The 25,957-nt window shown below is 39.9% G+C and carries 15 protein-coding genes and 1 pseudogene; 11 read left to right on the forward strand and 5 right to left on the reverse strand.

Going from position 1 to position 25,957, the window contains the following annotated elements; genetic code table 11:
• Window position 1: 1 nt before the first annotated feature.
• The 8 genes from V7K69_RS20415 (at window position 2) to V7K69_RS20450 (ending at window position 13,669) form a co-directional block, all read left to right on the forward strand.
• The gene (locus V7K69_RS20415; RefSeq protein WP_335037568.1) at window positions 2-3,964 is read left to right on the forward strand and encodes an Eco57I restriction-modification methylase domain-containing protein; all 3,963 of its coding nucleotides are present in this window, start codon (window positions 2-4) and stop codon (window positions 3,962-3,964) included.
• 44 nt (window positions 3,965-4,008) lie between these two features.
• Complete coding sequence (drmA, locus tag V7K69_RS20420; protein WP_335037570.1) at window positions 4,009-7,455, forward strand: DISARM system helicase DrmA; 3,447 nt, start codon at window positions 4,009-4,011, stop codon at window positions 7,453-7,455.
• Complete coding sequence (locus V7K69_RS20425; protein WP_335037572.1) at window positions 7,452-9,326, forward strand: DUF1998 domain-containing protein; 1,875 nt, start codon at window positions 7,452-7,454, stop codon at window positions 9,324-9,326. Before drmA ends, V7K69_RS20425 begins: the two co-directional genes overlap by 4 nt.
• Window positions 9,323-10,123 (forward strand): DISARM system phospholipase D-like protein DrmC, encoded by an 801-nt coding sequence (gene drmC / locus V7K69_RS20430; RefSeq protein WP_335037574.1) that lies wholly within the window; start codon window positions 9,323-9,325, stop codon window positions 10,121-10,123. The genes V7K69_RS20425 and drmC overlap by 4 nt, the downstream gene beginning before the upstream one ends.
• Before the next feature lie 223 nt (window positions 10,124-10,346).
• Entirely contained in the window at window positions 10,347-11,507 is a 1,161-nt protein-coding gene (locus V7K69_RS20435; protein WP_335037576.1) for a hypothetical protein, read from the forward strand.
• A 486-nt stretch (window positions 11,508-11,993) separates the two neighbouring features.
• Window positions 11,994-12,746, forward strand: coding sequence for a CPBP family intramembrane glutamic endopeptidase (locus tag V7K69_RS20440; RefSeq protein WP_335037578.1), 753 nt, complete (start codon window positions 11,994-11,996; stop codon window positions 12,744-12,746).
• Between the two features lie 61 nt (window positions 12,747-12,807).
• Window positions 12,808-13,308, forward strand: coding sequence for a hypothetical protein (locus V7K69_RS20445; protein WP_335037580.1), 501 nt, complete (start codon window positions 12,808-12,810; stop codon window positions 13,306-13,308).
• Between the two features lie 55 nt (window positions 13,309-13,363).
• On the forward strand, window positions 13,364-13,669 hold the full coding sequence (locus V7K69_RS20450; RefSeq protein WP_335037583.1) for a hypothetical protein: 306 nt from the start codon (window positions 13,364-13,366) through the stop codon (window positions 13,667-13,669).
• 116 nt (window positions 13,670-13,785) lie between these two features.
• Here the strand turns inward: V7K69_RS20450 and V7K69_RS20455 are convergent, their stop codons facing one another.
• The 4 genes from V7K69_RS20455 to V7K69_RS20470 all read right to left on the reverse strand — a co-directional run bounded on the left by V7K69_RS20455 (window position 13,786) and on the right by V7K69_RS20470 (window position 17,932).
• Window positions 13,786-14,658 (reverse strand): SDR family NAD(P)-dependent oxidoreductase, encoded by an 873-nt coding sequence (locus V7K69_RS20455; protein ID WP_335037585.1) that lies wholly within the window; start codon window positions 14,656-14,658, stop codon window positions 13,786-13,788.
• Between the two features lie 636 nt (window positions 14,659-15,294).
• The gene (gvpC, locus tag V7K69_RS20460) at window positions 15,295-15,687 is read right to left on the reverse strand and encodes a gas vesicle protein GvpC (RefSeq protein WP_335037587.1); all 393 of its coding nucleotides are present in this window, start codon (window positions 15,685-15,687) and stop codon (window positions 15,295-15,297) included.
• Window positions 15,688-16,019: 332 nt separating this feature from the next.
• Window positions 16,020-16,235 carry a gas vesicle structural protein GvpA gene (gene gvpA / locus V7K69_RS20465; RefSeq protein ID WP_015080752.1) on the reverse strand — a complete coding sequence of 72 codons (216 nt, stop codon included), beginning with the start codon at window positions 16,233-16,235 and terminating at the stop codon, window positions 16,020-16,022.
• A gap of 773 nt (window positions 16,236-17,008) precedes the next feature.
• Entirely contained in the window at window positions 17,009-17,932 is a 924-nt protein-coding gene (locus V7K69_RS20470) for a S1/P1 nuclease (RefSeq protein ID WP_335037589.1), read from the reverse strand.
• A 197-nt stretch (window positions 17,933-18,129) separates the two neighbouring features.
• Between V7K69_RS20470 and V7K69_RS20475 the strand changes: the two genes are divergently transcribed.
• From V7K69_RS20475 to V7K69_RS20485, 3 genes are all read left to right on the forward strand, one after another.
• Window positions 18,130-19,236 carry a hypothetical protein gene (locus V7K69_RS20475; RefSeq protein WP_335037591.1) on the forward strand — a complete coding sequence of 369 codons (1,107 nt, stop codon included), beginning with the start codon at window positions 18,130-18,132 and terminating at the stop codon, window positions 19,234-19,236.
• A 623-nt stretch (window positions 19,237-19,859) separates the two neighbouring features.
• The gene (locus V7K69_RS20480) at window positions 19,860-20,498 is read left to right on the forward strand and encodes a glutathione S-transferase family protein (protein ID WP_335037594.1); all 639 of its coding nucleotides are present in this window, start codon (window positions 19,860-19,862) and stop codon (window positions 20,496-20,498) included.
• A gap of 1,034 nt (window positions 20,499-21,532) precedes the next feature.
• A complete protein-coding gene (locus tag V7K69_RS20485) occupies window positions 21,533-24,301 on the forward strand; it encodes a TIGR02921 family PEP-CTERM protein (protein ID WP_335037598.1) in 2,769 nt (922 codons plus the stop codon).
• Between the two features lie 601 nt (window positions 24,302-24,902).
• On the opposite strand, the pseudogene V7K69_RS20490 reads toward V7K69_RS20485, so the two are convergent.
• Window positions 24,903-25,847: pseudogene (locus tag V7K69_RS20490) on the reverse strand (cytochrome P450); the annotation flags it as partial.
• Between the last annotated feature and the right edge of the window lie 110 nt (window positions 25,848-25,957).

A 25,957-nucleotide genomic window follows, 5' to 3' on the forward strand; every position in this document is an offset into this window, starting at 1 on the left:
AATGGCAAACGATCCAGAAATTCGCTTACATAAAGAATGGTTAGGCTTTCTCCAGCCGGTGGGGTTGGTGGTGTCTCCGCCTGCATTGTCAGCAGCCCAAGCTGTGGTTAATCGCAATGTGGTGGAACTCCAACAAACACTCGCTACAGTTGCCAGACGTGAACCTCTGACTGGTGATAGCAAGGAAACCTTTGGAATTGACGACTTTCCTGCTTTCACTATCAATGTTTTAGGTTGGCAACCAGAAGATTTAGTTGTCAGTCCAGAAGAATTAGCGATCGCACTCCCAGATTACAACGAAGTTTTGACACCCACGTATGCTGTACCCGATCCGAATGGCGGTTGGATGATGCTGGTACAGGTGCTTCCTGATGGTACTGAACTTGACAATGCAGGCGCAGAGGATAGTAAATCGACTGGTTGGCACGCCAGCCCCCAGTCTAAGTTTGAGCGCCTTTTAAAAGAAACGAAAGTTTATACTGGGCTATTGTGCAACGGTACAGAATTACGTTTGGTTTATGCACCACTTGGGGAGTCATCGGGACACTTGACTTTTCCTGTACAGGCAATGTGTGAGGTGTCTGGGCGGCTGATTTTGGGTGCAATGGAGATGTTGCTCTCGGCTGACCGACTGTTTAATGTCCCTAGTGATCGCCGTTTGTCTGCAATCCTGGAAAAAAGCCGGAAATATCAAAACGATGTCTCTATTAAGCTAGCAGAGCAGGTATTAGAGGCATTATGGGATTTACTGCGTGGCTTCCAAATCGCAGATGCAATCACTAAAAGCAGCTTAGTGAGTGAGATTGCCACTACTGCGCCCCAGCATATTTACGGTGGGCTGATTACTATCTTGCTGCGGTTGGTGTTCCTGCTTTATGCTGAAGACCGGGGGCTGATGTCTCAAGATGCAGTTTATACACGCTACTACTCAGTCAATGGACTTTACGAGCGCTTGAGAGAAGATGCAGGCAACTATCCAGATACAATGGATCAGAGGTATGGTGCTTGGGCATGGCTGCTGAGTCTGTTCCGTTTGGTTTACGACGGCGGCGGTCATGCTGATTTATATTTACCAGCCCGTCATGGACAACTATTTGACCCAGATGAATATCCGTTTTTAGAAGGTCGTCTCCAGTCTACAGAATATCAAACAGGGGAAAGTCTTGAACCCCCTCGCGTTTCAGATGGGGTAATTCACAGGGTATTGCAAGGGTTGTTGGTACTGGATGGAGAACGTCTGTCTTACCGTTCTCTAGATGTCGAACAAATTGGGTCTGTTTATGAAGCGATTATGGGCTATGAGGTAGAAAGAGCAAGTAGTCCTGCTATCGGTGTTTGGAGTAAACCCAAAGGTTCTAAATCTTCGGTGACAGTTGTTGTTAGCGTTGAGGAAGTTGTCAAAACTAAGGCAAGCGATCGCGCGAAATATTTAAAGGATGTTGCGGGTTGCGAAATTACTGGTAAATCCCTAACTGAGTTAAAGGATGCGAGGACAGCAGAGGATGTAGTGGCGGCTTTAGGACGCAAGGTATCACCGAAAACGCCGAGTTTAATGCCTGTGGGTTCTCTGTATTTGCAACCGGGGGAAGAACGGCGGCGTAGTGGTTCTCATTATACGCCTCGTGCATTGACTGAGCCGATTGTGAAAGAAACTCTCAGACCGATTTTATCGGCTTTGGGAGAAAACCCCACACCAGAGCAGATTTTAGAGTTGAAAGTTTGTGATTTGGCGATGGGTTCGGGCGCATTCTTAGTCGAAAGTTGTCGTCAGTTGGCTGAAAAATTAGTTGAAGCGTGGAATAAACAGAACGTATTACCTGAAATTCCAATTGATGAAGAACCATTACTTTATGCGCGGCGGTTAGTAGCACAACGGTGTTTGTATGGTGTGGATAAAAACCCCTTTGCAGTAAATTTGGCTAAGTTATCTTTGTGGCTGGCGACTTTGGCGAAGGCTCATCCTTTTACTTTTTTAGATCATGCTTTGAAGTGGGGAGATTCTTTAGTTGGGTTAACCTCTGAACAAATTAAAACATTTAATTGGGATGAAGACAAAACTTATCAAGACCCAAACTTACCTTTGTTTAATCTGTCGATGGAAAAGGTGAAGTTTGACAGAGATGAAATTCACAAGTTAGATGAGGATAATTATGCAGCCAAACGCGATTTCTACAACAATATAGAAACGGAATTGCATGATATTCGACTAAAAGGAGATTTGATTGTCGCTTCGTTTTTTGCCAAAGATAAGGATAATGCGAGAAAGGATGAACGTGATAATTCGTGGTTGAAGTTTTATAACAGGCAGAAAAATCAAGAAGATGATTTAGATGTCAGGCGAATTTGTGCAGAGTTGCGGTATGGGGAGAAACCAGTTCCGGCGTTTAATTGGGAAATTGAATTTCCAGAAGTATTTGATAGACAAAATCCTGGGTTTGATGCAATTGTTGGTAATCCGCCGTTTGCAGGGAAGAATACAACAATAAATGCTCATGCTTCTGGTTATCAGGATTGGTTGAAAGTTGTTAATCCCGAATCTCATGGAAATGCTGATTTGGTAGCACATTTTTTCAGACGAGCGTTTAGCCTTTTACGGCAATCTGGATGTTTTGGATTAATTGCCACAAATACCATTGCCCAAGGAGATACCCGCAGCACTGGTTTGAGATATATCTGTGAGCAAGGCGGTACGATTTACAATGCTCAAAAGCGGATGAAGTGGCCGGGTTTAGCGGCAGTTGTCGTGAGTGTTATTCATGTTTTTAAAGGAAATTATCAAGGGAGAAAACTATTAGATGGGCATGAGGTTGCGTCAATTTCTGCATTTCTATTTCATGCGGGAGGAAATGACAATCCAAAGGAGTTATGGGCGAATGCTGATAAAAGCTTTCAAGGTAGCATTGTCTTAGGAATGGGTTTTACATTTGATGATTCTAATCCTAATGCTACAAGCATTGATGAAATGCAGCGATTGATTGAACAAAATACTAAAAATAATGAGAGAATTTTTCCTTATATTGGAGGTGAAGAGGTTAATTCAAGTCCAACTCATGCACATCATCGTTATGTGATTAGTTTCGGTGAAATGAGTAAGGTTGAGGCGAGAAAATATCCTGATTTGATGCAGATTGTAGAAGAAAAGGTTAAGCCTGAAAGGTTAATGCAAAAAGACAAAGGGGGTAAAGAAAAATGGTGGCAATTTCTTAGACCTCGTAATGAATTAAATAACGCGATCGCACTTCTTAATCGCGTGTTATTAACAAATGCTCAAGCATCAACTCATTTATCTTTCATTTTTTATGAACCAACAGTTGTATTTGCTAACAGTCTAAATGTCTTTCCTTTTGAAACTTATTCTAGTTTTGCTGTTCTTCAATCTTGTATTCATGAAGTTTTTGCACGTTTCTTCAGTTCATCTCTTGAAGACCGACTTCGCTACAATCCCTCAGATTGCTTTGAAACCTTCCCCTTCCCGGAAAATTGGGAAAGCAACCCCACCCTAGAAACCATAGGCAAAGAATACTACGAATACCGCGCTGCCTTAATGGTTCGCAACAACCAAGGGCTAACCGACACATACAACCGCTTCCACGATCCCGACGAACACCATCCCGATATTTTACAACTACGCTCACTCCACGCCCAAATGGATCGCGCTGTCCTCGATGCTTACGGCTGGATAGATATTTCCACAGACTGCACCTTCCTACTTGATTACGAAGACGAAGAAGACGACGAAAACACTAGCAAACGCCAGAAGAAAAAGCCTTGGCGCTACCGTTGGCCCGAAGAAATTCACGACGAAGTACTAGCCCGTTTACTCGAACTCAACCAGCAACGCGCCGAAGCGGAAATTTTAGGCGGCAAGGCTGCTGAGAAAGGGAATACTAAAAAGGCAGGAAAAACGCGGAAAGCAGCAGAAACGAATCTGATTATTCCTGGTTTCCCATCTGCTTCTGTCTAAACAGGTTCAACGTCAGTTATGCCAATGAATTCCCAGAGAATATTATGACCACATCTGCCGAAGTGCGATCGCATCTAATTGATGCCTTACAACTTGACCTTGTAGGGCCAACACCCGATGATGCTGTCCACGCTGAAGAAACTTTAGATCAAGCTCCTTCCAAGTGGTATCTCACGGGATTCCTTGTACCCTACGGCGTACCAGTTGTAGATAACTCTGGCGATGAAGAAATGGACGAAGTTGGACGTGTTGGCTCTGGCGAAGATGAAAAGATTCCAGAGAAAGCCTTTGCCCGTAAAGCTTATTTCCCTTCTTCAATGGGATTAAGTGTGCTTTTACCCCAGACCGTTAACCAACTTCATGTTACTGTCAGGTGGGGCGATTACCAACCACTAACCAAACCAGAAACCGAAGGAAAAGAAATTACCTTCACAGGTGATTGGCAGAGAGTTCCACGAGAGGTTGAACTTAACGTACCTTTGCGTACAAGCGGCAGACCGACTCAATTAGACCTTGGTTTGAATTTAGGCAATACAACTAAACAACTAGAGATTCCCCTTAGTGGAAGCAGTTCTCCAATATATTTGGATGTTCTAAACAGCGATGGTTTACAACTAGTTGTCTCAGTTCGCTCCGTAACTTCTGAGGAATTAGTACCAGCAGGAACACGCTCAGTTTCAGTATTTTTGGTTAATCATCGCCGCCCTAGCCCTGACCAAAAGCGGGATGCTGGTTATGCTTTTCAAACAAATTTAATAATTCAGACAGCCGATTCCTTTGTACCACGCCCCAATTTACGTGGGCGAGATGGCGATGACTGGGATGAGAAAGTTGCTGATTTGCAATACCGAGATGATTACGAATATGCTGTTGGTCATAATGTCTCTGCAATCGCAGTTGCAAATCCCAATGGTGGCTGCCAGGAAGTAAGAACGGCTTGGATACCAACTGCTGACGTAGAAAAGGTAATTGCAACCCAAGTTAAAGATGTCGAAGTCGGTATGGAAGCGTTAGCCACCGCACCGACAGCAGAAGCATTGCGAAATCTGCTCAGTCCAATGGTTAGTGCATATTCCCAATGGATAGATGAGCAACGAGTCAAATGTCCAACTGGGCAAAAACGGTTAGGTGTAGCTAAAGACCTATTAGATCGAGCCGCAATTGCTAAAGACCGGATTGCTGCTGGTTTAAGCGCATTGGATAACCCACAAGTATTAGATGCGTTTCGCATTGCCAATCGAGCGATCGCCCAATCAATGCGCCAGCGTGCAACTCATAAGAAAAACATTACTCCTGAATCTGTAGCCCCTCCAACTTGGCGACCGTTTCAGCTAGCTTTTTTGTTAATGAACTTGGTGGGAATCGCCAACCCTGAACATTCAGACCGGGAACTGGTTGATTTACTGTTCTTCCCTACAGGCGGCGGTAAAACTGAAGCTTACTTGGGGTTGGCAGCTTTTACACTTGTATTACGGCGGTTACGTCATCCTGGTATCGACTCTGCTGGATTAAGTGTGCTGATGCGGTACACACTGCGCCTCCTTACTCTTGATCAACTAGGACGTGCGGCGACGATGATTTGCGCCTTAGAGTTGGAACGGGAACAAGATGTAGAAAAACTGGGGAAATGGCCGTTTGAGATTGGATTGTGGGTAGGGCAAGCAGCTACACCTAACCGGATGGGCAAGAAGGGAGACAATGATGAAAACAGCGCCCGTTCGCGTACCATTGCCTTCTTAAATAACAATCGCAAACCTTCACCTATTCCTCTAGAAGATTGTCCTTGGTGCGGAACTAAATTTACTCGCAATTCATTTCAGCTACTGCCTAATACTGACCAACCTATAGACTTACGTATAAATTGTACTAATCGTCGTTGTAATTTTACAGGCGATCGCCCTTTACCAGTATTAGCAGTAGACGAACCGATTTATCGCCGGTTGCCGTGTTTTATGATCGCCACAGTTGATAAATTTGCGAGTTTGCCTTGGGTGGGAGAAACAGGTGCTTTATTTGGACGTGTAGAACGTCATGACAAAGATGGTTTTTATAGCCCTGTTTATCCAGGTAGAGGTAAAGCACTTGATGGTTATCTGCCACCGCCAGATTTAATTATTCAAGATGAACTGCATTTGATTTCTGGCCCTTTAGGGACAATGGTAGGGCTTTACGAAACTGCAATTGACGCTTTATGCAGTCGAGAAATAAATGGTCAAAAAATCCGCCCGAAGATTGTAGCTTCCACCGCGACAGTGCGACGGGCAACTAAGCAGATTCAAGCATTGTTTGGGCGAAATGAAGTTGATGTGTTTCCGCCACCAGGCCCAGATCGGCGCGATTCCTTTTTTGCGAAGACAGTACCTGCCGAAGAAAAGAATGCTCGAACTTATGTTGGAATTGCTGCTCAAGGGCGAAGTCTGAAAGTAGTATTGTTACGTACTTATCTGGCATTGCTGGGAGCTGCACAGAAAGAATGGTTAGCAGCAGGTGGGAGCAAAAACCCTGATAATCCAGCAGACCCTTACATGACATTACTCGGATATTTTAATTCCTTGCGTGAACTGGGTGGTAGTCGGCGGATTGTTGAAGATGAAGTCAACTCTCGGCTTATTGGTTATAGCAAACGAAAACGAGTTGGTAAAAGTTCGGGTTTGTTTGCAGATCGGAAAATTGACGATGAACCGGAAGAATTGACTTCCCGTGTCAGCACAAGTGAAGTTGCAGATACCAAGAGCCGCTTAGAAGCAACATTTGACCAAAAAGAACGTGTTGATGTAGTCTTAGCTACCAATATGATTTCTGTCGGTCTGGACATTACACGTTTGGGCTTAATGGTAGTTCTCGGTCAACCTAAAACAGCCGCAGAATATATTCAAGCTACCAGTCGTGTAGGACGGGATGAAGAACGACCTGGATTAGTTGTTACATTACTCAACGTTCACCGACCGCGCGATCGCTCACACTATGAACGTTTCTTTGCTTGGCACGCTACTTTTTACAGAGCAGTAGAAGCTACCAGTGTTACACCATTCTCTCCTCGTGCTATCGACCGAGGGATTGCTGCGATTACTGTTGCTTTAGCACGTTTGGGGCATTCTGGGATGACAGCACCACTTCGTGCTATTGACATTCTTCAGCATCGTAACGAGCTAAATTTTGTCATCGATGCGATCGCCTTGCGTGCCGAGATGCACGATAAAGAACTTGATGCAGGTGATGCTGAAGCACTCCGTCAAAAAGTCAGGGGTCGAGTTCAGGATTTACTAGATTTATGGGTACGAATTGCTGGTGAAAAAATTAACCTTCAATATCAGCGTGAGGTTGGGGAAGCGCCGCCTCTATTATTCGACCCACTTGACCCGGAATTAGAGAAAAAACCACTAGAAGAAAGAAAATTTAAAGCTCAACGCAGTTTACGTGATGTTGAGCCAACAGTTAATTTGTGGGTTCGTAATCCTGATGGATTTGAGGTAGAGGAGGAAGAAAAATGAGTAAATCAAACAAAAAGCGTCCTCCATCTGGAGAAATTCGCCAAAGCCAAATTTTATCTACTTTTGGCCCTGGGGCAATGGTGGATTTACCCGATTATTCCATACTAATTGGCGGACTCAACCACTGGCACGGTGACAAAAAACGTATTTACGAAGACCGACTAAAGGAACGAGTCGCTGACATTTTAGGGGTTAATGATATTGCCTTATATGCGCCACCTGTAGACGAGAAAGACCCAAAAGCATCTCGCACTGGAATTACAGCTTTCGCTTTCCCCACTTGGTTTGTTGCTCAAGTAGAAGAAACATGGCCTAAACCAAATGAAGCAGCGCCCAATGCCAAAGTTTACCGGACACGTCCTTTACTACCTTGGGGTAGTTTGGTAACTGGTAAATATCTCAATGCTGACAGAAAGAAAGTGCCAGTTGTACCTGTGCGCTTTGTACAAGCTTGTGTTAATGGGCACATCAAAGACATTGATTGGCGTGGTTTTGTCCACGAAAATTCTCAAGCTAACTGTCGGGGTCAGCTATGGTTTGATGAGGGCGGATCTGGCAACGATTTTGCTGATATTTTTGTGCGCTGTGAGGCTTGTAAAGCTCGTCGTCAGTTATCAGATGCAACAGTACCCAATGGCAAGGTCTTAGGAAAGTGCGAAGGACATCGCCCTTGGCTTGGCCCCAAAGCTCAAGAACTCTGTATTTCTGAGACAACAGGGAAACCAGAATATAATCGGCTTTTGGTTCGCTCTGCTAGCAATGCTTACTTTTCCCAGCTTCTCAGTGTCATTTCTCTACCAGACTCGGATGATGCTTTGCAAAAAGCGGTTAATTCAGTTTATGAAGACTTCCTCCAGTATGCAGAAAGTAGCGATGAAGTTAAAAAAGAACGGCGGAAGCAAAAAGTAGCTGCTGTTTTAGAAGGATTTAGTGATGAAGCAGTATGGGCTGAAATTCAGCGCAGACAGGGTGGGCAAGGTAAGCAATACAAAGGTATTAAGCAAGTAGAAATTGAGACTTTGCTATCTAGTCCCTTTGAAGTCGGAGAAGATGTACCAGAAAGCGACTTTTATGCTCGTGCGCGGAAATTAGATAACATCAAACCAAAATTACTATCTCTTATAGAGAGCATTGTCTTAGTACACCGACTTAAGGAAGTAACCGCCCAAATTGGCTTTACTCGCTTTGAGGCAATTATGCCTGATATTGACGGCGATTTAGATATTCAAGTCAGGCGAGCTGCTCTTGATATTGAGCCTACTTGGGTTCCAGCGATTGAAAACAGAGGCGAAGGCGTGTTCATCGCTTTCCGTAAAGAAGCTATTGATAATTGGCTCAAGCGGGATGCAGTGCAGCAACGAGGGAAGAAATTAGCAAAAGGCTTTGATATCTGGCGCAAACAAAAAGGTATTGCTCAAGAGAAAGCCAAGTTCCCTGGATTACCTTACATTATGCTGCATTCCCTTTCACACCTATTGATTGCAGCTGTGTCTTTAGAATGTGGTTATGCTGCTAGTTCAATTCGTGAACGCATTTATGCTGGCGAATCCGGTTATGGCATTCTTTTATACACTGGTTCTCCTGGCTCTGAAGGTACTTTAGGGGGACTGGTACAAGTAGGAAACCGGATTGAATACCATTTGGATGTTGCACTGGAGATGGGGAGGCTTTGTTCTAACGATCCAGTTTGCGCCCAGCATCAACCAGATGCCGAACAAGAGGATAGGTTTTTACATGGTGCTGCTTGTCATGGCTGTTTACTCATTGCTGAAACTTCTTGCGAACGACGCAATGAATTTCTTGACAGGGCATTGGTCGTTGCTACTGTTGAAGGGCCAGGGGCAGAATTCTTTGAGGATGTGAGAGTATGATGGCTTTTCTCCACCTGAGCCGTCCAGCCCTCGTTAATTTGGCAGTCGCTTTGGAAACTGGTAGACTTTCCCCACCCTTTTCCACATCCAATGTAGCGAACTACATCCCTGCGGCTTTAAATCGAGACATAGTTGATGAACTCAACCGCCTTAATGTCATCGGCGTACATTCTCAGCATATTGCTTATACGCTGCGATTGCTGGCAGAAGAACGAAGTACATCCCAAGCTGTGAGCGATCGCGTTGATTTGGTTTGGACTGGCCCAGAAATTGCTGGTTCTCAAAGCCGCGATACTGGTGTTGTTGTGCGTGAGTTGTTTAATACTGCCAGAATAAACGTTCTCATTTCTAGCTTTGCTATTGATAAAAGACAAAAAGCACGAGAGTTATTTCTAGTGCTGGCAGAACGAATGGATTTAACCCCAGAACTAAATGTGCGAATGTTTCTTAACGTCAACCGACCACACAACAGTGAAGTGCCAACATCTACTCTACTGCGGGAGTTTGCCAGTAGTTTTCGCCAAGATATTTGGCCAGGAAAAAGACTACCTGAAGTGTTTCACGATCCGCGATCGCTGATGTTGGGTGTGGAATCAAAAGCTTGTTTACACGCCAAGTGTGTTGTTGTAGATCAGGAGCGTGTGCTTGTGACCTCCGCTAATTTTACAGAAGCGGCTCACGAGCGCAATATCGAAGCTGGTGTATTACTCAATGACCCAGTAACGGCTATTGCTTTGCAAATGCAATTTGAAAGCTTGGTTACAAGAAATATTCTATGTCGAATTCCTGGAGTCTAATCATCTTAAGCGAGATTTTATGGTAGATAATTTGAAGTTATAGAAATTCTGCTTTCTAATTAAGATAGATTCATGTTGGTTGGAAAATGCAAATATTTAAGCTATTATTTGATTTCAAAATTTATCCTTACAAAGTTATAAAGGCGTATTTATACGGTTATTAATAATGGAAATACATGGTTATTATATTATTGAAAACTGTAATTAAATTATTTAATATGTTATGACATATTCTCATACTTTAGCGCTTGCTAAACAGGGCGATAGTGAAGCAATTAAGGTTTTACTTAACCAACAACTAAAAACCAAAAATATAACAGTTAAAGTTGCTTTAAAAGATCATTGCTTGCAAATAATGCTGGAATCATCGCAAATACTAGAGCAAAAAACTTTAGTTGACTATATTCACAAAACGTTTGTTAAGTTAAATGCCAATTCTATCAAAGTTATAAATGTTTTTTGCCGTCAGACTGGTAATGATTTTCCAGTATGGACGCAGAATATAGAATTAGATGCTTATAAAGATTTAACATTAGCTAATCCGGTAGATTTATCAAATCAAATACTTACTGTTAAACCAGTTACTACAATACCTAGACATCAAAATATAAAATCAACACACACAAACAAGCATACGGTTAAGAAGAACTCTGTATTGATATTAAGTATTTCAATAAGTACTTTTTTACTACTAATTATTAGTTCTTTTGGATTAATATCTTGGCAAATAAATAAACAAAGACAAGCACTATCTCAAGCATCAACGTTAGTAGCTAAAATAGATAATTCGGATACTACTCTAGATATTAAGTCTCTGAAAGAAAATAAAGATACTTTAAATAAAGCAATTATTATACTCGACAATGCCTCTAGTTTTAATTTCCCTGGTTCTATTAATCTCAGTATCAATATAGAAAAACAGAAAATTCATGAACAGTTAAGTTCTCTTGAAGAGAATTTAAAAATAATTGAAAATCTTATCCCAGAAGCCAAAAAAGTTGTTGGAGACTTCGCAGCAATTAATTCTCGTCTTAATGTTGGTATGAACTATCGTAGCTATGGTACTGAAGTAGGAACTCTGAAAGTAGTAATTGATCGATTTAGCGAATTACCTGGAGCTAAACAACATCCTATTTATAAAGACTTAGTTAGTGCATTTGATGACTATGATCTTGCTTTAAATGTATGGCGTAATTATATAGAGTCTGATGAAACTAATAGTTTTCTTCGTGCGAGTTCTCCTTATGGAAATGTATTAATATCTGAATATCAAGTTGAAACTCAAAATATTGTTGGAGAAGACTATATTTACTTAAATAGTGCCCTTACTAAGGTGTGGCAAAAAGCAAGTAAAAATATTGAATTAGCAAAAGATAAAAATTAGCTTTACTATGCTGAAAGAACAGGTGGCTGAAAAATCCCAACAAATGGAAGAAGATAATTTAGCTCGTCAGGGGACATATACCCCAGGATGGCTGTAACGAAACTTCAATTCTTTCCAAGATGCAAAAGATAACTTTGGTATTGCAGCCAAAAGTTGGCAGAAACTAGCAGACAAGTTAAATGAGCAAAACTCAAAAGTTTCTTAGTGGAGAATCTTAAGAGTTATAGCAAATTTCACCAACATCTATTGCTATGGGCAAGCCTGTATTGGCTGTGCATGATTCACCATACAGTGATGTGACAGATGAAGAAGAGTGATTTGAGATAGGCTAACTCCGCACAAAGAAGCTAATAAAAACCCCAAATATTACCGCATTATAGACGGCATTTGTGACTTTGAACAGATGCCAAGGCTTACAACGCATTATGCAAAAGACATAGTTGACGTGATTGATTTAAACTCGCTTTAACCCAATAAAAGATAATCGTGAAAATTGAATTACCTCCATTAAGTAATTGTGTTCTATTCTTTGTATTTTTCTTAAGCATAGTATATTTATATAACAGCATAACTCAAAGAAAATTAATTAAAAAACAACGAAAAGCAGAAAGACCTAAATCTAGTTTTGGCTTTTTGATATTATGGAACCAAATTTTGCTAATTTCCTTTTTTTCTGCAACTTATATTGTAGGATGGGATGCACCATCAGTTGGTTTAAAATTCAAAATATTCCCAATATTTTCCTTAATAATTGGCTTGGGTTTCTATTGTATATTTGTGTTGCTTTTAAATAAAATTCTAAATCTTTTGAGAGTCAGTCAAATTGTGGCAGATGATGCTTATCTTGTTTCTGTAAGGCTTATGCCACGCCAAAAACTTCAGAAAGTATTATTTATGATTGCCGTATGTATATTAAATCCAATAACAGAAGAGTTGATATTTCGGGGAGTACTAGTACATCAATTAAGCCTATATACAAATAATTATTACTTAGCAATTATTTTGGGATTGTTTGTAAGTGTTGGGAATCATATCTATCAAGGAAGGCTACATATTATTACGCATACTGTTTTTTATATTTTCACTGTAACATTGCTTTATTCAGATGTAGGACTTATTGGGTCTATAGGTTTTCACTTAGCAGGAGATATTTACCCGTTCATGTGGCTTAAATATCAGGTTAATAACTATAAACAACGAAGAAGGGAGGAACGCAGAGCTAAATATATTTCCAATTAGAATATTAAACACTCTTTTTATACAATATCGCTAGGTTATCAAGTACCAGTTAATTATAAAAATGGTTAAAAACATATCTCAAATAAATAATTGTAATGGATTAATTGTTCTTGTTCCTTACGATGCTGGGCAAGAATTTTATTCATCACATACAGACGAAGTAGCCTATCTACCAGTTTATGTAGAAACAAAAGATGAAAATTTAGCTTTAATGGCTGTTGCCAACAAAGCTTGCCAATCCATATATGTAACTTTTTCATCATCATCTGAAACTAAACAAGAGTGGAAAAAAAGGAAATATCCAGGGACTGCAAGAAAACCAGGCTTAGATTTGCCTAACTCCTATCAAGCCTATGAAATACCTGATCCTGGTGATTGCTTTTGTTGTGCAAGTCTAGAAGACTATAAAGTTCTGACAGTAGAAGAGTTTTTAAAAAGAATACAAAGCTCACCAGATGACTATGTAATTTCATTTTTGGAAGAAGAAGATGACCTTTGGCATGAGTTTGATAATTGGTGTGTGAAATTTTTGAACTATTCGCTTTTTACAAAAAAAGGATAATTATCCTCTTGAATTACTTACTAAAACTTGATATTTACACACATTTTATATTTTTATGACTTCTCAAATCCCAGACACATTTCTCTACAATGCCGAAGAGTACGAATTAGTTGCTTTAGATGGAGAGAGGTTAATAACTTACGGGATGCAGCCTCAGATGCTTCATACAGCTTGCTATCGCGGCTTTTATTCTACTTATGAGATTACCAATGATGGTTTATTCCTAACAGAAATGGTTATCGGTGAAGTTGAAGAAGGACATAAATCAATACAAGGTATCATGCCAAAATTGCCTTCCAAGGAAAGTCACGGTTATCCAACTTATCAAGGATTAAATTGGAAGCGGGGTTCTAAGAATTAAGTTGCACATCGTGTAGACCAGAATGGATTAAGCGATCGCAGAAGCAGGAAAAGGGAATATTTCCAGTCGATGTTGAAACTGCCTTGGCTGTTGCTATATGTGCAGACACGTAAAAATCATGTTCTTGACAAGAACAAATCACTGAAACGATGGATTCTGGTCAAAAAATTCAGTTTCGGCATTAGCTTGTTCAGTTTTTGACTCGGCTGTTGTTTTCTTGGTGCTGGCGGAGTTGCTATTTGTAAAATTAGCTCTAGTAACCAGGGAGCAAGGCGTTGACACCATACAGCTAAATGACTTTGCCATCCGACTAAAATTTCTGCTGAATCATTTTGCATTCCGGTGACGAGTGCTTTAGCCACTTGCTGGGGAGTCATGGGGATCACCCAGCGAAATAATTTTAAGTCGCGCACCATGTCTGTGTCTGTCAAGGAAGGCAGTAATGCAATGACACGAATATTGTGTTCAGCTAATTCTTGACGCAAGGCTTGGGTAAATCCTAAGATGGCAAACTTGGTTGCTGAGTATGTCGCCATCGTTGGTGCAGCCACTTTCCCCATCAGACTCGATACATTGACGATTGTCCCTTGCCTTTGGCTGGCCATGCGTCGAGCGATCAGACTTGTGAGGTTGTACATCCCTAACAAGTTCACAGAGAGTTCTTCTTGAACTTGAGGCATCTTAGATTGCAAAAATGAGCTTTGGTATGCGACACCCGCACAATTAACCAGCAGGTGAATCTGTCCGAAATTGCGCCACAGTTGGGCAACAGCGATATTTACTTCAATTGTTTGAGTCAAATCTAAAGGCACGATTGCAGTTTCTGTTCCCATCGCCTCGATTTCGTTAGCTACCTCAACTAACTTTTGGCGATCGCGTGCTACTAATATTATCTGCTTGATGCCGATTTGCGCTAATTCCAGAGCGATCGCTCGTCCAATCCCACGCGAAGCCCCTGTTATTAGGGCTACTTTACCTTGAATCTCCATTGGTTTTATTCTCCAAAATTTAAGTCTTACCAAACTCTTCGTTATTGCCGATATACACAATCAACAGTTACTTGCTTATACCTGGATTTTTCATCACATCTCAATAATTAAATAAGTAATGAGTAGATTGACAACAAAAACAGAGAGCTACGAGGTTTGGCTAGAATTCATTAGTTATTCGCAATTAAACAAGAAATAGCTTGTTTGCTGTTATTTGTAGCGATCGTCATAGATTACAATAATGAAAAATAGCTTTTCGAGACAATAAACTCAGAATGTTGGAATTTGTAACTTGATATGCCATTCTAGTTAAATAGATTGGCAAGCCAAAAGTTAACGCTTGTTAATTCTAAAAATTAAGCTCAAGAAAAACTTTAAGGCTTGATAACTCAGTAACACTAAATTAATAGAATAGAATATCTAAACTTTTACACTAAAACTCATTGTTAAATTTGCCCCCTTTTCTGAACAGTTATGTAACTGCAAGATTAGGGGGTTTTACTATTTAATCTACTTCGCCAAAAGATTACCAATTCTCTAAAATAAATCTACTTCCTCTACAGTAAGGAGGAAAGGAGAATGAACGTAATTTAGAGAAAGGGTATTAACTCCCTCGATTAGAGCGTTGACTAACGACTAAATATGCGTGCCAAAAATGCTTGCAAACAAATCCTGACGAAATTGATGCAGATATTGCCTTTGTGCTTTGGCTTGCTCAGTTCTGTTCTTTGCTGTTTCTGCTAGAAACTCGTGGGTTGTTTGCTCAAGTTCTTGGTAGAACTCGTGCAAAAACTTTGCTTGAGCTTGAGCTTGAGCAAACCTTTCTTTCTTTGTTTCGGTGAGAAACTCGTGGGTTGTTTGTTCCAGGTTTTGGTGGAACTGACGCAGATATTGGGCTTGCTTTTTGGCAAGCTCTTCTCTGTCTGCTGTTGTAGCGGACAAGAATTCATGAGTCTCTCTAAATAGTTGAGATACTTCCTCAGCTATCGACTTATGCTCTTGCCGGATCTTTTCCATTAAAGCCGTCATCAGATTCTCCGCAAGATTATAAAAATAGTGAATAAACTACATCAACTGGACAATTAATATCCAGATAATGTAGCTCATACAATATCTGCTTCTGACATTTTATCCTTTGATAAATCTTGATTGAAAAGTATCAAGATAATCGGCGAAAAACAGAAGAACAATCAGAATTACTTTTACCAAATCTCTATGAAGATATGCTGATGTGCAATTCCCTAAAACGAACTGCAAAGAGCGCAAAGAATAACACAAGGATAAAAATATCTTGGCACAACTGACTTCACGAAGAAATGGTATTAGTTTGTAATTCTAATTTGATTGCATCTACTTAATAATTAAGCAGGTACAGCAGCTGACTGTGTTAAGCCTACAGCTTCTGCATATTTTAAATAGGTTTCAACAGATGCAATAACGATCCGAGCTTCGATTGCAAGTAATTCAATACCAACTAGAGAAACACGTACCCAAGCATCTATAACGATACCTTTATCCAAGATACGATCAATAACTTCTGCCAAGCTTGAAGAAGAATTGGTTTTTTCGACTGCCATGATTTTAGACCTTAACTCATTGTTGATTTTTAGTATTAGCGAAGCATTTGACTTTGCTCTCTACTGAATCAAATTAAACATACGTTTTTCCAAATGTAAAGAGTTTATCTGTATAAAAAATACAAGAAGATAGCTAATAAACAACAATTGACAGGTTTGATGTTTAATTAATGTTGATTTAGTCTAAAATTCCCATTGAAATGTAAGTTTTAATAATTAATTACGTTTGTTTTGTCATCTTTCATGTATTTTTTTAATTTTGTCATTTTTTCAAATTATTTTTCCTCAATATGTTAATTGATACTTGAAAAATAACTTAGTAAATAAATACACTGTGATTTTTCCAACCTGATTTTTGCAACTAAGTGATATTACAGTTAATCAAATCTGAGAAAATTAAGTTGGGGCTTAGAAGATTTCAAGCTCAGGTAGCACTTGGAGGCACAGCAATTGGAATAGTATTAGCTCAAACAACTTTTATTATCTATATAAGTAAGTTTGAACTCAATAATTATCGCACCGAGCCATAATCCATACAGCGCTTCCTGCTGTTATGCAATAGGCATCTGCGACTTTGAGCCTCTTCCTTGGTGGTACACAGAAAATGGTTACTGGTGATGGGGTGCTGAGAAGGCAAATCTGGGGATGGAGGAAGAAGCGACACCGGACAGCCCGTCGTAGACATCAGTTTCAAAGTGGGGTAATCGCTTTAGTAAAATCAAAAACTACCCATATTATCTAAGTGGATAACAAAAGAGATTGTATATCTTTTATCACTTGGCGAACAGTTTATTAAGCACATCAGCTAGACGGTAGCCTGCCAAGCTCATCCGGCGTTCTGCTATTGGTTTGGCGGTAGCAGCATAATTTGATGGTAACGGCTTTCCATCATTTTTATCACTACTGCCAGAAAGCTTGCCATTCAGATATGCTTTTTGCTTTGCTATCCTAAAACTCTCTAATTTTGCCCAATTATTAAATTGAGTTTCTCTCAATTCTGGCAATTTACTGCGTTGATAGTCGGCTCTTATCTTGGTTGCGGTGTTGCGAACAGTTTGAAAGTTTTCTGAACCTAGTATGAGGTCATCCCAGAATTTATGCAAACTGATTGTTTGACCATCTGGTTTAACTCTAATATAAAAACGTGTACCACCTCTATCACCTTCTGGTTCTTTATACTCGTTAGTAATTAATTTGGTAGTATGCAATGGCTGATGCACATCTCCTACTAGATGGAATAACCAGCATATTGCAACTGCTTTTTCGCTATTGGTAGCATTACTTTGAACAATACCAAGATTTTTTTGAAAAGCAAATATAATATTTTCTTCACCTGGAATTTCACGAGGAATTGAGTTTGAGGCATTGCTTGGTTGATAAGGAAAATTGATGTAGTGCCAAGTAGGGTGATCAAATGTTTGATTGCCACGGGCTTCATCTGCCCATTTTGCCGCCCACATAAACAAATACAAATTTTTATTTTCAGCAGAAATATTAGACTGATTAAGAGACTTCCACTGCTGCTCAAATTTAGAGTATTCGGGGTGTTCTCTTAAAATGGCGGCAATTTTCTCAATTACTTGTTGATGATTTTGCTTGAGTTCACTGTAGCTGATCGCTCCTGAAACCATGTGTCCAGACTTATTCCAAGCAAAAGCTGGGTACTGCCAAACCAAGATTGTTGATAATGCTGTCAATAAAGAAAACTTAAGGGAATTTTTTGTTATGAAAGAGATTTTTTGAATTGAAAGTCTCTTATTCATAATGATCTCGCTAATAATTGAGTGTCAACACAAATCTTAACTTTATAATCGCACGAATCACCTGAGTCATTACCAATTCTTAAATATTGGCTTTTATACTGAATCTTGTTGATGAGCAAAGGTGAAACTGAATGAGTTTCAAAAAAGTTTTTCTTGTGGCTTTTGGACTGCTTGTAGCAATAGTAATTGGTATTTTAACAGATACAAAAGTAATTGCTCAATCCACCACGGATTTAGCTTTATATCATGCTCCTATTCACTATCAAGACACAGACAGCACCAAGTATAGTGGAGACTACATTACACGATTTGATTACGATAACGATTGGCGAGGAACAAATAACTGGGATAACCTAATCCTTTTTCCACTTTCTGCTCATGCTTACTATTCTGTAGCTGAAACTTGTACTCATTGGTTTGTTACATATTCCTTTTACCATCCTCAAGACTGGACTGATATTCCTTTTGATCAAGAACACGAAAATGATTTAGAGGGTTTACTTACAATTGTCCGTAAGGACGGTTCAGCTTTTGGTAAATTAGAAGGCGTTGTCACTGTATTCCATAACGATTTCTACTCTTACACTCCAACTGGTAGTCCTTTACGCAATGGTGCAGAAAGTATTGATGGCACACTGACGATGAATAGTTACAGTGGTTCACAGCACCCATTGACGACTCAAGAAGCTAAAGGTCATGGATTAAAAGCTTGGCCTTATACTGGAAACTTTAAGGGTGCAAGTAGCGAGGATGGGATTATTTACTATCCGAGTGCTACTACAACAGAACTTCCTGCTTCGGGGAATGACCGCGATGTACAGTATCAATTGCTTGATGTGTTTGCCGAAGCAGGAATATGGCAACATCAATTAAATGAAGCTTCTTTATCAAGTTCTTCTGCCAATACTTTCGCTAGTTGGGGAACTTTCAAGGGAGATTCGAGTGGTGGGTGTGGCGCTGGTACACCAACTTGCAGTACAAATTCTGCTAATACCCCTTGGGGTTGGGATGATTCAAATGATGGTGCAGTATATAAAGGTGAAATGGCTTTAGACCCTGCTCACCTAACTGATGTTTATTTTGATGGGCTTGGCACTTTTGATACAACATACATCCGCAATCAATTTATTCAAGGATTGAAAGACAGAGGATATAATTCTGCAAATCTTCCTCAAGGTTGGCCCACTCAAATCAATCTTAATTCTCTGATTGGCAAACTCAAAAACCAATGCTCATAATCATAAATAAATTTTATGACTAACGAGATTACGGAAAAACTTAAACAAGCCTCCGATGGTTTGTTAATAGACTTCTTGCAGAAGTCTAATGATAGAGTATCCATTTGAAGTTTTTTGTGGTCTAATCAAGCTCAAGAACCAATGACCTCTCAAAAACTTCTCCAGTTAACAGGACATTCCCCAGAAACATAGTGTGTTGAAGGTAATTAGTAAAACTTTACTACTCCTGTCAACCACCCATTACGATTCCTCGCTTGTATTTTATCGGTGACAGCGTTTGTTTATCAAATATGCGATCGCGTAAAGCGCTTTCACCTGCATTTATGCGGTAGTTCGCACAGAGACTGTCATTTCTGAGTTGATTTGTGTTTTACTTTGGGAAAATCTGATGCCTGGGCTGGAAAACCCAAAGTGCCACAAGAACAGGATGCTCAAGCGGCGAGTATGTATGACTTAGGTTACAGCTAAGGAGAGATTAAACATCCGCCAACTGAAACTCCAAAGGCTCAGAAATAGAAACGATATCAGACCTAAATTCCAAATTTCACTAAGTTTTTTGAGTTGAAAGAACTTTATGCACTCTTAATAGTAGACATTAGTAGACATTGGCTGATGGAGGAGCAATGAAGCTATATTACATTCCGACAACAAGAGCAGTACGCCCCCGGTGGCTGTTGGAAGAAATGGGAATTGCTTATGACTTAGTTCGAGTCAATATGACCATGACAAAACAATCAGAATATAAAGAACTGCACCCACACGGTAAAGTACCAGTTTTGGTAGACGGGGAAGTAACGATTTTTGAGTCTGCTGCTATTTGTACTTATCTTACAGACAAACATATAGAAATGGGGTTTGCTCCACCGCTAGATAGTCCTGAACGTGCCTATTACCAGCAATGGCTTTTTTATGCCGCAGTTACCCTAGAGCCACCTGTTGAGCATTATATGTTTAATATTCTGCCAAATCTGCCAGAAAAACTGCTGCCTGGCTTTGTCAGGTTGGAAACTTCAAAACAAGAATCTCGACAATGGTTTGACAGAGTTGCTCAACCTCTGAGGGAAGTATTGGTTGGCAAGAATTATTTAGTAGCAAATAGACTAACAACTGCTGATATTGTCACTGGAGGAGTTTTGCTGTGGGCTAAGAAGTTAGGAATGCTCTTAGATGATGACCCCCTGACTGAATATATCAATGGTTTGATGCAGCGACCTGCTTTTGGGCGTGCCGATGAAGATTTTTATACCAAGATAGCTCCCTAGTAGTCTGCCAACCCAAAAATGTTAGGTGGAGGCAGGCTCTTGAGTAGGGGTGCAGAGGAGAGTGAGTTCAATGTGCCTTGTTCAATCCCCTCTGCTCTAGACCTCTGCTCTTGGAGCTAACCACCTTTGCATTGTTTCCTTGGCGTACATACTAGTTATTGCATTGACTGCTGTTCCATCGCATAGAGCCGCCCTTTATAGCGATCGCACTCCCAATTTTTCCTCTCTACGAGACGCAATCATGCGAACGCTTGTATTTAAGGGCGATGTCTACGACGGGCTAGCTGAAAATTTGCCCCCAAGATTTTCAAAGTAGCGATCGCATCTATTACTGGGTCACTATACTTTTGCAGAAATTGACCCAGTAATTAAAGTCTTGGGCTAACTATCAAAAAGTTTTTTTGGTTAGGGTGCGATCGCTGAAGACAGCAGAGGTTTTATCTAGATCATGAACTAACCAGTATTCAATCACATCTGCCTATCTTGGTAAAGTAATATACAAATATTTAATTCTTAATATTTGACAAATAATCTTGAAAGCTGATGAATAATAGGTTTACTTCTATCTATATCATCTATGGGAATAATCTTTTTAATTATCTTAAGTATTTGGGCAATCGTAAATTTTATAGGTTTATACTCGGTTGCACTCTCATTTATTCATTGTCGTACTGTACCTGGATACCGTAATATTGCGATTGTAGGAGCAATTTTTATACCAGCTATCCTTCTGTTTTTAACTTTCTCGGATCTCTCAAACAACAAAACTGTTCCTAGCCCAACAGATAATATTCAGGTAATGGCAACTATTGTATGGTCTAGAACTTTTTTAATTTGCTTTTTGGGTGCTAGTATAACTGCGGCAATTAGCTTCTTGAAACCCAATGCTATTCGCCGTTACTCGGCACTTGCTTGGGGTTTCCTAATTTCATCGCTTTCGGCTAGTGCGTTTATCTTCATAAAATTTTGATGGCGATAATTTTTAGTTAGAGTAGCATTTTAAAAATCTTGTCAATTTTAGGAGGAGTAAAGCTGTGAAATTGTTTTGGAATACCAGTTTTTACGGAATTTTTTGGCTTTGGAATGTGACATTTCTAATGCTAGTTTATATAGGGATTTTACCATCCGTAGGCATACCATTATTTGAGGCAACCTTAATAGGCAATATCCCAACTGAATTTTCCTTAACTCTCGTTACTTTAATTGCCATTCCCACAATTTCCAGTATTATCGGTGGCTGGAGGTTTATTAAACAACCTTTACAACTAATTCGCCTATTTTATGGTGTAGAAGCACCACTATTTTTGTTGTGTTTGTTGCGATTATTTGTGATTCGAGAACTGACATCAGCTAGTAGCCAAATTCTGATAACAACAGGCGTATGTATAGCTACTTTTACTGGAGAATTATTTTGGGGTTATGCTTCCCGACGGAGAATTGGTTTGCAATGGGTACAAATGTTAGCCCATACATTAATGCTGATATTTGGTATTTATGCAGGTGCAGTTTTGTTATTTTATGCTGTGCCTTTAGTAGTATTTATGCTGCAAGAATTCCTCAAATTTACATGGCTAAAAATATTAGCCGATATACTATATCAATCAGCTTTTGTAGGGGGGTTATTTCTAATTATCCCTTGGCTACTTATTCTTGGTTTTAGTGCCACATTGTTTATTATTATGCCATCAGCGTTAACAGCAATGTATGTACATTCGGGAGCAAAAATTTTAAGAGCTTTTGCTTTAGAACATGGTAAAAATAAAACATTTGCGGGTGCTGGTGCAGTTGTTGTGGCGTTTGCAGTTACTTTTTTATCTTTACAACAGCAACCCCAAGTATTAGCTTTTTCACTCTTAGCTAATGCACCTACAAATAATAGCGAGCGTCAAACGCTCGTAGCTAAGTCAGAACAAATTCGTACAGGATTAGTTAACGCTTATTTATCTTCTTACCGTTACTTGAGCAGTAAGCAAGAAAATAACCACATCAGTGCTATGTATCATCATGTATTAGGCTTAGATAAATCGGCTACTGATGGATTACAAGCAACCTATAATTTTCTGATGTCACCATTTTTATATAATGGTGATGACAAAGATCCTATTAAAGCAGAGAAACTTTACGCCGATTTTTTTGATACACCTCTACAGAAAGCAGAAAAAACAGCAGTTAGTCACGCATTACAATCTACTTTTAACGAACAAGAAGTTAAAGCAGGTTTATTAAATATCAACGAAAAAAAAGTTTTGTTGGTATCACAGCAAGTCACAGTTAAAGAACATAGTGATTGGGCTGATGTGGAATTATATGAAGTTTATAAAAATCAAACACGAGAAGTTCAGGAAGTTTTTTACTCCTTTTCTTTGCCAGAAAGCGCTGTAATTACTGGTTTATGGTTGGGAGATACTAATAAATTAGACCAACGTTTCCCTTTTGTTGTCTCTCCTCGTGGTGCTGCCCAGAAAGTTTATAATTCTCAAGTTAGACGCTCACGCCCTATAGATCCAGCTTTGTTGGAACAAGTAGGGCCGAGACATTATCGCTTACGGGCTTTTCCTATTCCTCCTAAGAATGTACAACAAATAGAAGGGCAACCACGACTCCCCACAGAAATGCACCTATGGTTAACTTACAAAGTGCTAGGACAAGACTTGGGTTGGGAAATGCCAGATTTAGGGGAAAGACGTAATATTTTCTGGACTAATCAAACCAAGCGTATCCGCAACGGCAAAGAAATCAGTTTGAAAGACGATGCTTGGTTAGAGAAATTCATAAGAGCGAGTGGGAAAATTCAACCTGTATTACATGAAGTAAATTTAGAGTCTGGCTACAAAATATTAGCTAAACCCTTATCTAGTCAAGATTACACCTTACCCAAAGGCCAGCGAGTTGCTGTAGTTCTCGATACTTCTCGCAGCATGGGGAAACATATTAAAGAATTGCTGCAAACATTATCATGGTTGAAACAACACGGCTTTGCAGATAATGATTTGACAAACAACGATGCAGATTTATATCTTAGTGTTTCTCCAGGTGCTGCACCCAAACGGTTAGATGATCTCCAGCAATTCCAACCGGAAAAAGTCGCTTTTTACGGTACAATTCAACCCCAAGAAATGCTGACACAGTTTAACAATTTGCGTGGAGATACAGCTTATGATGTCGTTTTGTTGTTGAGTGATGAAGGTAGTTATGAATTATCGAAAAACAATAAAACCGTCCTCAATACGCCTGCACCTTTGTGGATACTACATCTAGGTGGATTACCTGGGGCTTATAACGATGGCATCATTAAATCATTACAAGATAGTGGTGGTGGGGTTGCTGTTGATATTTCTGAGGTGCTGCAACGAATTGCTACTAAATCAGTCTTAGGTGACTCTGTTGTGAGTGTTGTCAATGGTTATGCTTGGTATTTGCAAACATTAGACATAGCAATTGCAACTAGCAACCAACAAGATGATTTCTTGTCTTTAGCAGCCAGACAATTAATTTTAGGGTTGAGTCAAAAAATTAAGTTAGATAACCTCAAAGGTTTGGATGTGATTCACGCCGTAGCTAAAAAGTATAAGATTGTCAGCCCTTATTCTTCGATGTTGGTATTAGTCAACGATGAACAAAGACGGTTACTCAAAGAAGCAGAAGCCCAGAGCGATCGCTTTGACCGTAAAGTTGAGAACGGGAAGGAAAATCTCTCTAAACCCGTTAATCCCTTGAAAGTTAGTGTACCTGAAGCATCAGGGGGATGGTTTTTAGGTGTGAGTGCGATCGCTTTACTCATTCTTGTGAAGCGTCGGCGTTAATTACAGCATATTTCAGGTAAATGAAAGACATCTCCGAAAAAGAATTGTTTTGACGTAGCAGTGCTACGTCTCTACAAGGTTTCTGGGGGGAGCATATTTAATTTCTGGAGATGTCTAATCTTTTAAACGTAGTAATCGCCAAAAATCTTTCTCGTGCTGCTATGGATAATAACTATATGCTGACTATTCTTACTGCTTGCTTATCCCAATATGAGGATATCTATCTCTAAACCCGCTTGTCAATAGAGTTTGAGATGCGCTTAGAGCCTGTCAAGAAACAACTTTTACAATTTATTATCTAGAAAGCTTACTGAGAAGGCATTTCTAGCTCAAAAGAGGCAAGGTTGTTACATGACAAGCTCTTACCCTGGTTCCCACACTGCTGCAAACGATGCTTAACTGTCCTATGTCTTTAACACCAGAACAAGTACAATTAATTGTTGAAGCTGTTGAAGACTATACGCTTCCTGACAATTCTACCCCAATACCTAAACCAATACCTAAGCCGAAATTTGTTAAGTGCCAAAGTTCTAAGCGCATCTATATTAGGGTACAACTCGTGGGATGTCATACCCGCCGTGAGCATGGCGCTTACGCCATTTTAGCGCCTTCCCTTCAACACCATGTTCACCCCGCCTCCAGGAGCAACGGTAACACCCCGTCTCTGTGGTTTCACGTCTTGATTATCAACTAACTCCATCTGATAATTTGCCAGAATAGTTGCTAATACCAACTTCATCTCAAACATTGCCAAAGCCTCGCCAATACAACGTCTTGCTCCACCACCAAAGGGGAAAAACTCATAAGGTGTATATTGTCTCTCTAAAAATCTTTCTGGTTTAAATTCCTTGGGGTTTGGGTATAAATCCTCTCGCTGGTGGGTTAAATAAATACAACCATACACCCTAGTACCTGGTTCTAATTGATAACCCATTAATTCCACGGATTCTTTTACCTCGCGTGGAACAGTTAACAGTGCAACCGGATAAATCCGCAAAGTTTCATTGGCAACAGCAGTAAGGTAGGGTAGTTTGAAAATGCTCATTGGTTCTGGAGAATCACCAAGGCTATCCAACTCACTCAGCAATTTCTCCAGAATTTCTGGATGTTTATGAACCCAGTATAAAGCCCAAGATATCGCCGTTGCCGTGGTTTCATGTCCAGCAACCAGTAGGGTAATTAACTCATCATGTAATTCTTGATCGCTCATTTCCTCCCCATTTTCGTCACGCGCTGATATCAACAAGGTAAAGATATCTTTAGCGGAAGGATCGTATTGTGAACGCCGCTCTCTAATTTCAGCATAGAGTAATTGGTCAATTTGTTGCTGCAAGCGATGAAAATATCCCCAAGGACTCCTTGCACCTAAATCTTTTCTTAAGAACGGAAAAAAAAGCAAGCTAGAGACTAAGGGAGACGCAAAGGAATCCATCAACTCAGTCATCAGTTGTTTGAGTTTTTGGAAACGTTCTCCCTCATGGATAGCAAAGACAACCTTTAAGATGACTTCTATAGAGATATTCTGGACAACATTACGTGCAAAGAAAGTTGTCCCAGGGGTTAACGCTCTTTTATTACTCTCGTGAGAGTATAATTAATTACTAAGAGTTTAACTTAGCAAGGGTATTTAATTGGGTTCAAGAACGGCTACCTCCA

This window comes from Nostoc sp. (assembly GCF_036917775.1).
Taxonomy (GTDB): Bacteria; Cyanobacteriota; Cyanobacteriia; order Cyanobacteriales; family Nostocaceae; genus Nostoc.

Bases quoted from the DNA above. Each gene is read 5' to 3' on its own strand.
- V7K69_RS20415 (WP_335037568.1), top strand. From the start codon at position 2: ATGGCAAACGATCCAGAAATTCGCTTACATAAAGAATGGTTAGGCTTT.
- drmA (WP_335037570.1), top strand. From the start codon at position 4,009: ATGACCACATCTGCCGAAGTGCGATCGCATCTAATTGATGCCTTACAA.
- V7K69_RS20425 (WP_335037572.1), top strand. From the start codon at position 7,452: ATGAGTAAATCAAACAAAAAGCGTCCTCCATCTGGAGAAATTCGCCAA.
- drmC (WP_335037574.1), top strand. From the start codon at position 9,323: ATGATGGCTTTTCTCCACCTGAGCCGTCCAGCCCTCGTTAATTTGGCA.
- V7K69_RS20435 (WP_335037576.1), top strand. From the start codon at position 10,347: ATGACATATTCTCATACTTTAGCGCTTGCTAAACAGGGCGATAGTGAA.
- V7K69_RS20445 (WP_335037580.1), top strand. From the start codon at position 12,808: ATGGTTAAAAACATATCTCAAATAAATAATTGTAATGGATTAATTGTT.
- V7K69_RS20450 (WP_335037583.1), top strand. From the start codon at position 13,364: ATGACTTCTCAAATCCCAGACACATTTCTCTACAATGCCGAAGAGTAC.
- V7K69_RS20455 (WP_335037585.1), bottom strand. From the start codon at position 14,658: ATGGAGATTCAAGGTAAAGTAGCCCTAATAACAGGGGCTTCGCGTGGG.
- gvpC (WP_335037587.1), bottom strand. From the start codon at position 15,687: ATGACGGCTTTAATGGAAAAGATCCGGCAAGAGCATAAGTCGATAGCT.
- gvpA (WP_015080752.1), bottom strand. From the start codon at position 16,235: ATGGCAGTCGAAAAAACCAATTCTTCTTCAAGCTTGGCAGAAGTTATT.
- V7K69_RS20475 (WP_335037591.1), top strand. From the start codon at position 18,130: ATGAGTTTCAAAAAAGTTTTTCTTGTGGCTTTTGGACTGCTTGTAGCA.
- V7K69_RS20480 (WP_335037594.1), top strand. From the start codon at position 19,860: ATGAAGCTATATTACATTCCGACAACAAGAGCAGTACGCCCCCGGTGG.